7 protein-coding genes and 1 pseudogene are annotated in these 12,456 nt (G+C 67.4%); 6 read left to right on the forward strand and 2 right to left on the reverse strand.

Annotation, left to right across the window (positions count from 1 at the left end; translation table 11 throughout):
* Nucleotides 1-120: 120 nt before the first annotated feature.
* A complete protein-coding gene (locus ABZ297_RS19080) occupies nt 121-369 on the reverse strand; it encodes a hypothetical protein (protein WP_355347421.1) in 249 nt (82 codons plus the stop codon).
* Nucleotides 370-634: 265 nt separating this feature from the next.
* On the opposite strand from ABZ297_RS19080, the gene ABZ297_RS19085 reads away from it, so the two are divergent.
* From ABZ297_RS19085 to ABZ297_RS19110, 6 genes are all read left to right on the forward strand, one after another.
* On the forward strand, nt 635-3,031 hold the full coding sequence (locus tag ABZ297_RS19085; protein ID WP_355347423.1) for a hypothetical protein: 2,397 nt from the start codon (nt 635-637) through the stop codon (nt 3,029-3,031).
* Nucleotides 3,032-3,179: 148 nt separating this feature from the next.
* On the forward strand, nt 3,180-4,328 hold the full coding sequence (locus ABZ297_RS19090) for an ice-binding family protein (RefSeq protein ID WP_355347426.1): 1,149 nt from the start codon (nt 3,180-3,182) through the stop codon (nt 4,326-4,328).
* Between the two features lie 793 nt (nt 4,329-5,121).
* Entirely contained in the window at nt 5,122-5,328 is a 207-nt protein-coding gene (locus ABZ297_RS19095) for a hypothetical protein (protein ID WP_355347429.1), read from the forward strand.
* A 611-nt stretch (nt 5,329-5,939) separates the two neighbouring features.
* Entirely contained in the window at nt 5,940-7,910 is a 1,971-nt protein-coding gene (locus ABZ297_RS19100; protein ID WP_355347432.1) for a DUF4082 domain-containing protein, read from the forward strand.
* 501 nt (nt 7,911-8,411) lie between these two features.
* Nucleotides 8,412-9,398: a glycosyltransferase family 2 protein gene (locus ABZ297_RS19105; protein WP_355347434.1), complete on the forward strand. Its 987-nt coding sequence runs from the start codon at nt 8,412-8,414 to the stop codon at nt 9,396-9,398.
* Nucleotides 9,399-9,812: 414 nt separating this feature from the next.
* Nucleotides 9,813-12,164 carry a hypothetical protein gene (locus ABZ297_RS19110; RefSeq protein WP_355347437.1) on the forward strand — a complete coding sequence of 784 codons (2,352 nt, stop codon included), beginning with the start codon at nt 9,813-9,815 and terminating at the stop codon, nt 12,162-12,164.
* Between the two features lie 44 nt (nt 12,165-12,208).
* Here the strand turns inward: ABZ297_RS19110 and ABZ297_RS19115 are convergent.
* Nucleotides 12,209-12,429: pseudogene (locus ABZ297_RS19115) on the reverse strand (transposase family protein); the annotation flags it as partial.
* Nucleotides 12,430-12,456: the final 27 nt, after the last annotated feature.

Consider the following 12,456-nt stretch of genomic DNA (forward strand, 5'->3'; position numbering starts at 1 on the left):
GCGTCGTGCCGGGCAGCTTGTTGAGCGATTATCCAAGTCTTACCTGGCGCCGGTTCGCCGGATCGCAAGAGGGACGACGGGGCTGCGACCAGCTCTCACCAGACCCGGCCCGACCGGCTCTCACCAGACCCGGCCGAACAGGACGAACTGCGTGATGAGGAGGCAGACCGCCGCCATTCCCAGCGCGAGCAACGCGGGAGGCGACAGCAGGCCTCGCCTGGTCGCCACGAACACGGCCGGCAGTCGTCGCGACCAACGCGCCCGGCGCGAGGACGGGGGCCGGACAGGCGCGGGCCCGCCGGGCGCGGCCATGTCCATCACCACGAGCCGGCTCAGCGCGGAGCCGTCGGCAGACGAGATCTTGTCCATGGCGGCAAGCTTGGCGACGTGAGCGGCCGAGTCGCTCCGGCACCCTCGCGTCCGAGCGATTCTTGCCTTCTTCTTGGACGGCCCGAGGCGATGGCTCCCCTTCGCCGGGACGCGAAGGGCGGTGCTCCTGACAAGCCGGAAATGTCGCGACCGGCCGCCGGGGCGGTACCGCGATACTGAAGCCGCCTCAAAGGACTGGCAAGGACATCGCCTGACCTTGGCGTTTACCCCAGCCAGAGGCGCTGGTGTCGTCAGGCTTGCGCCCATGGCCGAAGCTCCATCTTTTCCGCGTTCCGCCCCACTCGCCGCGTCCGTGCGGGAGCCCGGGGCGGGCGGACCACCGCCCCGGGGCGGGCACGCCGCTCCCCGCGGGCTCCTGAGGCGCGTCTCCGTCTGGCTGCCGGCGACGGCCGTGGTCGCCTGCGCCGGGGCCGTGCTCGGGTTCTACCACGTGCCCGTCGCCGACCTGGCTCTGTTCAGCCTCTACGTCGTGCTCGGCGTCGCGCTGCCCGGTCTGCTGCTGGTACGCGTCCTGTACCGGCGGGCGCACACGCTGCCGGAGGAGATCGCGCTCGGCCTGACCCTCGGCTACGCGCTGGAGGTGCTGACCTACATCCCGGCGCGGGCGCTTGGCGCGCCCCTGTTCGTCCTGGCGTGGCCGGTCTGCACCTACGTGGCCTTCCTCGCGGTGCCCCGGCTGCGCAGGTTCTGGAAGGGCGGGGTCCGCGCGAAGCGGACGCCGCTGTGGTGGTCGTGGTGCACCGCGGCGAGCGTGATCTACCTGATCGGGTGGTCCGCGGTCACCTTCTTCAGGACCGAGCCCCTCACTTGGCCGGCGCTCGGGAAGTCGTTCGTCGACATGCCCTTCCACCTGGCCCTGGTCGGCGAGCTGAAGAACCACATGCCGCCCACGATGCCCGCGGTCGCGGGCGAGCCGCTGGTGTACCACTGGTTCGTCTACGCCCACCTCGCGGCGGCCAGCTGGGTCACCGGGGTGGAACCGTTGCTGCTGGTCTTCCGGCTGGCCATGCTGCCCATGCTCGCCGCGTTCGTCGTCCTCCTCGGGACGGTCGGCCGCCGCATCACGGGCTCGCGCGCCGGGGCGCTGGCGGGCGTCGCGGGCACGCTCCTCATCACGGCGCCGAGCCTGTACGTGGGCCAGGCCGCCGGGGTGCTCAACTGGAAGGCCCTGCAGTCGTGGGCGAGCCCCACCCAGACCTTCGGCGCCCTGTTCTTCGCCCCGACCGTGCTGCTCCTCATCGACCTTCTCGAAGGCAAGCGGCCGAGCCGGCGCCTCTGGGCACTGCTGGCGATCCTGCTCGTCGCCGTCATGGGCGCGAAGGCCACCTACCTGCCGCTGCTCACGGCCGGGCTCGTGGGGGTCGCGCTGGTGCAGGCGGCCTGGCACTTCTGCCTGCCCCGGCGCGCGCTGACCGCGCTCGGCCTGACCGTGGCGTGCCTGCTCTTCGCGCAGTTCGTGCTGTTCGGCGGGGTCAGGCAGGGGCTTCTGGTCGATCCGTTGATGATCATACGGGTGACGCTGCGGGACATGACCAGCCTCGACCTCGACGCTGCGGCGTCGCCGGTCTCCGTGCTCGGGGTCACGCTGCTGTGCGTCCTGAGCGGGGCCATCACGTGGAGCGGCGTGCTCGGGCTGCTCGGCCGGCCGCGGCTGCTCGTACGGCCCGTGGTGACGCTGGTGCTCGGCATGGCCGTGGCCGGGCTCGGGATGGCGCTCCTGTTCGGCCACCCGCACCTGTCGCAGATCTACTTCCTCCAGGCGCCCAGCCCGTACGTGGCGATGGTCGCGGTCTGCGGGCTGCTCCACATCGTCCGGCGGGCGCGGTTGTCGCCCAGGGCGGTGGTGTTCGCCGCCGCCGCCGGAATGCTCGCCGTCTACCTCATCCGGGCCGTCCTCGACGTCGAGGTCCCCCTGACCGCGGACCAGGGGGACGCCGTCCTGTTCCTGCCGTACCTCGCGCTGCTGGGCGTGGTGCTCCTGGCCGTCCTGGTGCTGCGCGCGACGCGTCGGAGCAGGCTGTGTACCTTCGCCTTGGTGATCTGCCTGGTCACGGCCGCCGGCACGCCCGCGGCCTGGTTCACCCGCGTCCTGCCGGACCCGCAGAGCAGCAGCTCGACGGCCGCCGTCCAGGACAGCGCGACGACGAAGCCGAGCATCCCTGAGCCGGTCATCCCCAAGCCGGTCATCCCCAAGGGCGAGTTCGCCGCAGGGCGGTGGCTGCGGGCCCACTCGGCCCCGGACGACGTCATCGCCACGAATGTGCACTGCCGATGGGGCTACGAGAGCCCCTGCGACAGCCGCGAGTTCTGGGCGACCGCGCTGAGCGAGCGGCGGGTGCTGGTCGAGGGCTGGGGCTACACGGCGGCCAACATGGACCGCTGGCAGCCGGGTCAGGCGGTGGAGAACCTCCCGTTCTGGGACCGCGACCGGATCGAGGCCAACGACCTGGTCTTCCGGGCGCCCTCGCCGGCGGTGATCCGCCACCTGCGAGCCGGCTACGGCGTGCGGTGGCTGCTGGTCGACGAGCGCGAGGTGACGCCCGGTTCCAACCTCGGAGCCTTCGCGAGGCTCCGGTTCGACTCCGGCGACTACGCCGTCTACGAGCTGCCCGGCTCCGGCGGTTCGGCCGTGGGGCGCTGACATACCGTCCGGTGAAAGGGCGGCGGTCCCGGCGTATCGCCCCTGGGCGAGCCGGTACACCGATCCGCGTGCAAAAGAGCAGCAAGGACATGGCTGAACTCGGATGTCCAAGCGGCTATGGGGCGGTCCGGTCACGACACTGGAGCGCATGATCAAGTTTGCGCCCCGTCCCTGGATGTCCGCGCTGGTGACCGCTGTCCTCGCGGTGGGCACGCTGAGCGCCGCCGCGCCCGGCACGGGCACGCCGACCGCCGCGCCTGGCGCGAGCACGGTGAGTGCCGTGCCTGCGGTGCAGACGCTCAGTGCCGCGCCTGGCGCGAGCAGGCGACGGCAACCGCCACGGCCGGTGGGCCTTGGCAATGCCGCCCCCTGCGCGGTCGTGGCCAATTCGGCGGTCTACAGCGCGGACCTCACCACCGTCACCGGGAATGTCGGCATCAGCCCCGGCGACGTCATAACCGGCTTCCCGCCGGGGCAGGTGCGGGGGGAGGTCCACATCCATGACCCGCGGGCGAGGGCGGCGCGGGACGACGCCGTCATCGCCTACAACGACGCCGCAGGGCGGGCAGCCAACGCCACCATCGCTCCCGAACTGGGCGGCAAAACCATAACGCCGGGCGTCTACGACACGCCGGGCGGTGTCTTCCAGATCACCGGGACGCTCACGCTCGATGCCGAGGGCGATCAGGACGCGGCCTTCATCTTCCAGGCGGACACCGCCCTGACCACGGCAAGAGTCAGCAACATCAACCTAGTCAACGGCGCCCAGGCCAACAACGTCTTCTGGCAGGTCGGCGACTCCGCGTCCCTCGGAACGCTCTCCACCTTCCGCGGGAACGTCCTCGCGCTGAACTCGGTCACCGTGGCAGACGGCACGGCGCTGGACGGCCGCGTCATGAGCCTGAACAGGACGGTCACCCTCACCGGAACCACCGCCCTGCCCGCCACGCGGGTGACCATCCCCGACAACCCGCCGACCAGCACGACACTGACGTCGTCGCCGAACCCGTCGAGGAGAGAGGAGCCGGTCACCTTCACCGCCACCGTGACCGGGAACTTCCAGGGGTTCGCTCCCACGAACGAGGTCCTCTTCAGGGACGGCGACACCGTCATCGGCTCGGCCATGATCGACATCGTTACGGGCAAGGCCACGTTCACCACCTCGAGCCTGACCAGAGGAGTGCACCCGATCACCGCCGTCTACGTCGACGGCGGCACCGCCGCCAACGAGGCCTGGGTCAACTTCGCCCCGAGTACGTCACGTGTGGTTCAGCAGCAGGTACTCAACCGGGGATAGACCAGGGCTTTCGTTCGTCCGCTGCAGTGACCGGACATGGGCATAATGCCGTGCGATCACTAAATATCCGAGTTGTCAAAAGATGCGGCCTTGATAGTCGCCGTTGATGGTGGGATGCCACGCATTTTCCCCCATCGTGGCTTCGGTCAGGAGTCAGCGTGTTGTTGATCGGGTATCTCCCGCTCGCGCCATTCAAAGTGCGGCAAGTCGGAAATTCCATTTCCGCTGAGGGGGCTAAGTGATTCCACGCAGAGGTGTGTCGGTCATCGCGTTGACGATGGCCTGTGGGGTATTGGGGCTGCCGAATCCGGAAACGGCCGGAGCCAGCGCGATCGCGGACCAGGCCGTCGGGGCGGCGCATGAAAGAGACGTCGCCCTGGCTGTTCTCCGGAGTTGTCACAGGAAACACTGCGGATGCCGGCCGCGTCACTGCAAGCGCGTTCTCCGCGGACCTCAGGGGCCGCGCGGTGAAGAGGGCCCGCGCGGGAAAGAAGGCCCACCCGGGGAAGACGGCGCACCCGGGGAAGACGGTCCCCGCGGTTTCGACGGCCCACAGGGGAAAGCAGGGCCCCCTGGGAAGGCAGGGCCACCTGGAGTGCCGGGCCCGCGCGGAAAAGCAGGGCCCCCCGGACCACAGGGCGCATCGGGGACGATTTCCAGCATCGACTCGATACTCATTTCGCTGACATTCCCGCCATTCGACTCGAACTTCCTCGCATACACCGCAGGCGGCAACACCTGGATCCGAGACCCTCGGACCCCGCCGTCGGGAGCGTGGCACAGCCTCGCGCTGGTGCCCGGCTATCCCACCGGCGTGGTCGGCGTCTCCCTGACAGAAGCCGCTGAGCCTCTCAGCAGCCTCCTGATCACGGTCCTGACCTCGAACGGCGCTCTCTCGCAGACCGAGTGCATCCTCACCGCTCCTCCTCCACCTCCTGGGCCGGCGTGGGGGACGACCTACTGCAACGGGTTCACTCCCATCGACGCGCCGCCCGCGTAGCGTCCTGACCCGGCAATTCGGCCGCGGCCAAGAACGACTGCGCCGGTGATTCAAGCCCGCCCTCGGGTGCGCGACGCCTGAGGGTTGTGGCGACCGCCTTCTCCGGAAGGCCGGCTTTGGGGGGGTTCCTGAATGATCTGCCGCAGTCGCGCGACAATGCGAAGAAGAATCACATGTCTCGACTGGTCGATTCGGTCAGGTGGCGGTAAAGTCCATTCAAGTGACATGTTACTCCAGGTCTCGCAATGATCCGAATGGATGCGTATTCGACCTGTTTTATGACTCTTTGCCCGCACAGGTCGCCGCGCCTTTACTGAGGTGTGGCGATGCTCGGGCCGTCAATCCTCCCCGCTAGCATTTCTGCAATTTCTGCCATAAATCCCACTGATGCGGGCCGGAAGAGACGGAGGCCCCAGATCGATCCGCGGCCTACCAGTTGCCCGCGAGGCCGCCCCCGGACACACAGCGAGATCATCGAAGAGTTGAGTGACATGTCCCAAATCCACCGGGGAGCACCCGATCAATCCACCGTCGTAGCCGCGAAGGCGCACCGGCGCGCAGCAGGTTACCGCCGTACCTTCTCCGGAATCATCGCTCGGGCCTCGGCCGTAGTGGCGCTGGCGGCCAGCCTTTCGACGGGCATGGCGGCCGGAACGGCACACGCCGCACGCGCGGGCCAGCCTCCCGTGAGCCTCGGCAACGCCGCGTCATTCGGGGTTCTGGCCGGATCCGCAGTAACCAACACCAATCTCACGAGGGTCACCGGAGATCTGGGAGTCAGCCCGGGTAGCTCCGTGGTCGGCTTCCCGCCCGGAACCGTGAGCGGGGCGATCCACGCTGGAGACTCCACTGCGGCGGCCGCCATGGCCGACGTGAGCGCCGCCTACAACGACGTCGCCGGGCGTACGCCTGTCACCACCATCGCGCCGGAACTCGGCGGCACGACCAGGAACCCGGGCGTCTACACGTCCGCGAACGGCACCTTCGGAATAACCGGGACGCTCACCCTCGACGCCCAAGGGGATCCGGACGCCATCTTCATCTTCAAGGCGTCCACCCTCTCCACGGCGAACGTGAGCAACATCAACCTCTTGCGCGGAGCCCAGGCGAACAATCTCTTCTGGCAGGTCAGCGGTTCGGCGACACTCGGGACGCTCTCCACCTTCCGCGGGAACGTGCTGGCCCGGAGCTCCGTCACGGTGAGCTCCGGCGCCGCTGTCTTCGGCCGTGTGTTCGCAGGCAACAACAACGTCATCCTTCAGGGCACCAGCAACCCGCCGGCCACCCGCATCACCGTACCGAACGACCCTCCCACGACCACGGCGCTCTCGGTGACGCCGAACCCGGCACAGAGAGGACAGGCGGTCACGTTCACCGCCACGGTGAGCGCGGTCTCCGGCTCGGTCATCCCCCAGGGGGAGGTGGTGTTCAGGGACGGTGCGAACATTATCGGCTCCAAGCTGGTCGACAGCACGGGGGTCGCCACGTTCACCACCTCGAGCCTGGGCCCGGCGCAGCATCTGACCAGAGCGGTCTATCTGGGCGGCGACACGTTCGACAACGAAGGCGTCATTCATTTCGCCCCGAGCAAGTCCCCTCAAGAGGACGAGATGGTTACGGCCAGCCTCTGGGACGACTCGGTGACGCCGGCCGTCGCATCGCAGAACGATCCCAACGCCGTGGTGGTCGGTGTGCGTTTCAAGGCGACCACCAGCGGTTCGGTGCAGGGCATTCGGTTCTATAAGGGCCCCCAGAACACCGGGACTCACACCGGAGCTCTGTGGACCAGCGGTGGCCAGCTGCTGGCGAGTGCGGTCTTCACCAACGAGACCGCGTCAGGCTGGCAGGAGGTGACCTTCTCGACGCCTGTTTCGATAGCCGCCAACACCACGTATGTCGCCTCGTACCACACGACGTCGGGAGGCTATTCGGTGACGCGGCCCTACTTCTCGTCCCAGTACGCGAACGGCGTGCTCGTCGCACCGGCGGACGGTGATGGAGGGGGCAACGGCCTCTACAGCTACAGCGCCACGAACACGCTCCCGACCGCCACCTACCAGTCGACGAACTACTCGGTCGATGTGGTGTTCGTGCCATCGTCCGGCCTCTGGGACGACTCGGTGACGCCGGCCGTCGCGTCCGAGAACGATCCCAACGCCGTGGTGGTCGGTGTGCGTTTCAAGGCGACCACCAGCGGTTCGGTGCAGGGCATTCGGTTCTACAAGGGCCCCCAGAACACCGGGACTCACACCGGAGCTCTGTGGACCAGCGGTGGCCAGCTGCTGGCGAGTGCGGTCTTCACCAACGAGACCGCGTCAGGCTGGCAGGAGGTGACCTTCTCGACGCCTGTTTCGATAGCCGCCAACACCACGTATGTCGCCTCGTACCACACGACGTCGGGAGGCTATTCGGAGACGCGGCCCTACTTCTCGTCCCAGTACGCGAACGGCGTGCTCGTCGCACCGGCGGACGGTGATGGAGGGGGCAACGGCCTCTACAGCTACAGCGCCACGAACACGCTCCCGACCGCCACCTACCAGTCGACGAACTACTGGGTCGATGTGATGTTCGATCCCAGTTAGCTGGTCTGGCCGCGCTCGCATGACTCTCGGGTGCATGTGACGAGCGCTGATCCGTCCGGTGCCACGAGCGTGCGAGACATGCGAGAGACGGTGACTCATGCCGGCCGAAGGTGCCTGGTCGCTGCTGTGGCGACCAGGCACCTTTTCGTTACGAGCACTTCGGTGCGTAGAACCCACGCGCCAGACGTTTCCGGAGCTCCGGCACAACGGCCACCGCTGGTAATCAGGCGGCAGATAAGTGTGCGCAAAGAGTGGGGAACGGCTTTGCCGGTGCCCAGTCATGCTCGGCCAAGGAGAGTGCAATTTGCAGCAGCTGTCATGGCGTCGGGCGGAGGATATGTGATGCGCTGGCTGTCAAGCGGTGGGATCGAAAGCGGTGCCCCAAGTGTGAATGCTTGCCGCGAATAGCTTGCTTGATTGCCTCAGTCCTGTGGAAGGCCGTCCGGAGCGCACCGGGGGCGGCAGGATGGCAGTAGGCCGCGAGGAATAATCGGGGGATCAATGTCCGTGTCAGTGGTCATTCCGTGCTACCGGTCTGCGCGGACCCTTCCCGTATTGGTGCCCAGACTTGTATCGGTTCTTCGCGACATGTCCGTCCAATATGAGGTGATTCTCGTTGTCGACGGAAGTCCGGACGACACCTGGGCGACCGCCGTTGGCCTAGCCCGTCGGACGGATGGCGTGCGTGCGATCCAGTTGTCCCGCAACTATGGTCAGCACAACGCGCTGGTCGCGGGAGTCAGAGAAGCAGAGTTCGAGGTCGTCGTCACGATGGACGACGATCTGCAGCACCTTCCCGAGCAGGTGCCGCTCATGCTGGCCGCCCTCGAAGGCGATCGCCTCGATCTGGTCTACGGCGTTCCGCTCGTGGAGGAGCACGGGTTTCTGCGCAGTCTCGGGTCGCGCTCGGTGAAGGCCGGCATGTCGGCCGCATTGGGAGTTCGCGCCGCACGTAAGATCAGTGCCTTTCGCGCCTTCCGGACGTGCCTTCGTGATGGTTTCGAGGAGTTGTCCGGCCCTTATGCGTCCATCGATGTGGCCCTGTCGTGGGCCACCACAAGGGTCGGCTCGCTGCCCGTGCGCATGAACCACCGCGAGGAGGGCCGGTCCAACTACTCGCTGCGCCTGCTCGTCCGGCACACGGCGAACATGGTACTGGGATACAGCGCGGCCCCTCTGCGCTTGGCGAGTTACCTCGGATTTCTCGTCGGCGTCGTCGGCCTGTTGCTGGGAGTTGCGGTTCTGTGGCGCTTCGCCGCAGGTGACACGACGGTGGCGGGTTTCACCACGATCGCCTCGATGGTCGCACTGTTCTCCGCCGCCCAGTTGATATCCATCGGGGTGCTCGGAGAGTACGTCGGCCGCATCCACGGAAGTGGAATGGGGCGTCCGACGTACGTGATACGTGAACGCGTTGGCTCGCCGGCCTTGTTTGACGTCCCCCGGCAGAGCAGCGGCCCCTCGGCCTCCATGCACAACGCCACCTAGCCTCGCGTCCTCTGCGTCGCGCGGTTCGCGAGTCCGCCATGACGTGATCCTCGTCATGGACGGCAGTCCCGACGGCACCTGGGAGACGGCCGCCAAGGCTGGCGGCGGGCCTGGACGACGTCCGCGCGATCCGCCTTTCCCGCAACTACGGTCCGCACAACGCGCTGGTCGCGGGCGCCTTCCGCGCGTTCAGCGCCTGCCGGCGCGACGGGCTCGAGGGCCTGTCAGGGCCGCACGCGTCGATCGAGGCCGCATTGTCGTCGGCCACCACACTGGTGGGCTCGGTCAGGATGCATATGAACGAGCGCTGCCACGGCCTTGCTGGCTCATGACTTTGTTAGGTAGTGGCAAGGACTCCGCCCAGCGCCGAGTGCCTGGACTCGGGGTGATCGTCGGCACGACCAGACTCCGTTCATGGCCACATCTCAGCAAGACTATGCGCGCGGATCATTGAGTGACGCTCAACCTGTTTCGCACACAGGGTGGAGGCGATATTCCGTTCGCTCCGGGTGGGCGCTGCGTGCGCTCACCTGGCTGCCGGGGGCGCTCACGGTCGGCTTCACCGCGGCCGTGCTGAATCACTATGGCGTCCCCGTCTCAGATCTGGCTTTCTACGGCGCGTATCTCGTGCTGTGCCTCGCGCTTCCGGGCCTGCTGTTGATCCGTGCTCTCTACGGGCGCACGCGCACTCTGACAGAGGAGGTGGCGCTTGGCCTGGCGCTCGGACTCGCTGTGGAAGTGGCGGCCTATATCGCCGCCAGGGCGGCGGGAGCCCCGCTGCTCGTCCTGGCGTGGCCCATCGCTACGTTCGTCATCTTCCTCCTTGTGCCGCGGCTCCGCACGCACTGGAAGGCCGGTCCCCGACCAGTCGCACCAGTCTGGTGGTCATGGGCGCTCGCGCTGATCGTCTGCTATCTGACGGCCAAGAGTGCATACAGCAGATTCAGCATCGCACCGCTCACCTGGCCGGCATTGGCGAAGTACTCCGACGACATGCCTTTCCACCTAGGTCTGATCGGTGAGCTGAAGCACCACATGCCGCCGATGAGCCCCACTGTCGCCGGCGAACCGCTGTTCTACCACTGGTTCGTCTACGCGCACTGGGCAGCCGCGAGCTGGATCACCGGAGTCGAACCGCTGGTGCTGCTGGTTCGCCTTGGCGTGCTGCCCATGCTGGCCGCGTTCGTCGTCCTGGTCGCGATGCTCGCACGACGAGTGATGAACTCGTGGAAGGGCGCTGTACTCGCCGTCATCGCCACCCTGGGGCTGGGCGCTCCACGCTTGTTCCTCGGCCCGGTTGGGACGTTCACCTGGGGCGGAATCCACGACGCGGCATGGGGAAGCCCCACGTTCACCTTTGGGTCGCTGCTGTTCGTGCCGGTCGTTTACCTGGTGATCGACCTGCTCGGGCAGCGCAGGTACGACCTCCGGGTATGGATCCTTCTGGGCGTCTTCCTCATGGCGGTGATGGGTGCTAAGGCCACGTATCTGCCCATGCTCGTCGTGGGGCTGGTCACGGCGGCGGTTGTGGGGCTGAGGAGGCGCCGGCGGCCGTGGCCGGTGCTCGCCGCGCTCGTGATGGCCGGGGCGTGCCTACTCTTCGCGCAGTTCGTGCTCTTCGGCAGGCAGCAGCAGGGGCTGACTGTCGCGCCGCTCTCTTACATGGGCTCCGTATGGCAGGACCTGGCCGGCATGTCAGTGGAGATCAGGCCACCGCTGACGTCATTGCTCGGCGTAGCTGCGGTGTACCTGCTGGCGTGGGCTGTCACATGGAGTCCGGTCCTCGGACTGCTGAGCCGGCCAAGGTTGCTCATCCGCTCCGACGTGTTGGTCATGCTCGGCATAGCCGCCGCAGGTCTCGGTGTGATGGTCATGTTCGATCATCCGGGTAGGAGCCAGTCCTTCTTCCTGTGGGGGTCCTATCCCTACCTCGCGATCGTCGCGGTGTTCGGAGCACTCGTCATTGTGCAGCGAGCACGCGTCCCGCGCCGAACGACGCTGTGCGCGATCGGGGTTGGGCTGGTCGGCGCCTACGCGATTGTCTTCCTGTGCGGTGTCCGTGCGCCGCTCGCCCCTGGGCAGCCGGACTCCGTTCTTTACCTGCCCTACATCGCGCTGGCGGTCGCCATCGGTGTCGGGGGGGCCATCGTGGTCGCCACGAGGTCGGGGCTGCGTGGGTGGGCTCTCGTCATCTCGGCGCTGGCTGTCATCGGTCTGCCTGCCGCCCACCACGTACGTGTGCTCTCCTTCCTGTCACGCGGCGGCGCGGAGTCGTCGTCCGCCTCAGGGGTTCCGGAGTCGGCGATTCCGCAAGGCGTGCTGTCAGCGGCACGATGGGTACGCGCCCACTCGACCCCTGATGATCTGGTGGCCACGAACGTGCACTGTCGCTGGGGCTCCGAGAACCCGTGCGAAAGCAATCAGTTCTGGCTGTCCGCGCTGACGGAGCGGCGCATGCTCGTCGAAGGGTGGGCATTCACGGCCAAGAGTATGGATCTCTGGACGCCCGGTCATGTGGAGCAGCACCAGCCTTTCTGGGACCCGGAACGGCTCAAGGCGAACGACGCGGTTTTCCTGTCGCCGTCGCCGGCCACGATCCAGCGGCTGCGGGATCGGTATGGCGTGCGGTTGCTCCTCGTGGATGAACGCCGGCTGCCCCGGGACTCCAGGCTCGGAGAGTTCGCCGAACTGCAGTACCGCGCGGGCGACATCGCCGCATACCGGCTCCCCGCCGCGTCAGATCATGTCCCGCAGAGTGGTGTGTAGGACGCTTCTCACGTCAGGCTCTGCTGGGTTGACTATGCCGTGAGTCGTTCGCCGGGTCCGCGAAGGCGGGCGTGGGTGCGATTTGGCCGCTTCTGCGACTCGGGCTTGTCTTGCCCTTGTACGGGGTGATGACCGGGCCTCCAGCTCCCTGATACGCCTTCTTGGCGAGGGTGATGATTCCCTCTCTCTCCAGTGCGCGCAGGATGCCCCAGACGCGGGCGGCGCTCAGGTCATGGGCTTTGCCGGGCAGGGCTCCCGACGTCCAGGGTCTGACGCGACAAATCAACGGCGG

The sequence above is a fragment of the Nonomuraea sp. NPDC005983 genome (assembly GCF_040614375.1).
Lineage (GTDB): Bacteria > Actinomycetota > Actinomycetes > Streptosporangiales > Streptosporangiaceae > Nonomuraea.

What these genes read in the sequence shown, in the direction of transcription:
- ABZ297_RS19090 (WP_355347426.1), top strand. Translation starts at nt 3,180, where the DNA reads ATGATCAAGTTTGCGCCCCGTCCCTGGATGTCCGCGCTGGTGACCGCT.
- ABZ297_RS19080 (WP_355347421.1), bottom strand. Translation starts at nt 369, where the DNA reads ATGGACAAGATCTCGTCTGCCGACGGCTCCGCGCTGAGCCGGCTCGTG.
- ABZ297_RS19110 (WP_355347437.1), top strand. Translation starts at nt 9,813, where the DNA reads ATGGCCACATCTCAGCAAGACTATGCGCGCGGATCATTGAGTGACGCT.
- ABZ297_RS19105 (WP_355347434.1), top strand. Translation starts at nt 8,412, where the DNA reads ATGTCCGTGTCAGTGGTCATTCCGTGCTACCGGTCTGCGCGGACCCTT.
- ABZ297_RS19085 (WP_355347423.1), top strand. Translation starts at nt 635, where the DNA reads ATGGCCGAAGCTCCATCTTTTCCGCGTTCCGCCCCACTCGCCGCGTCC.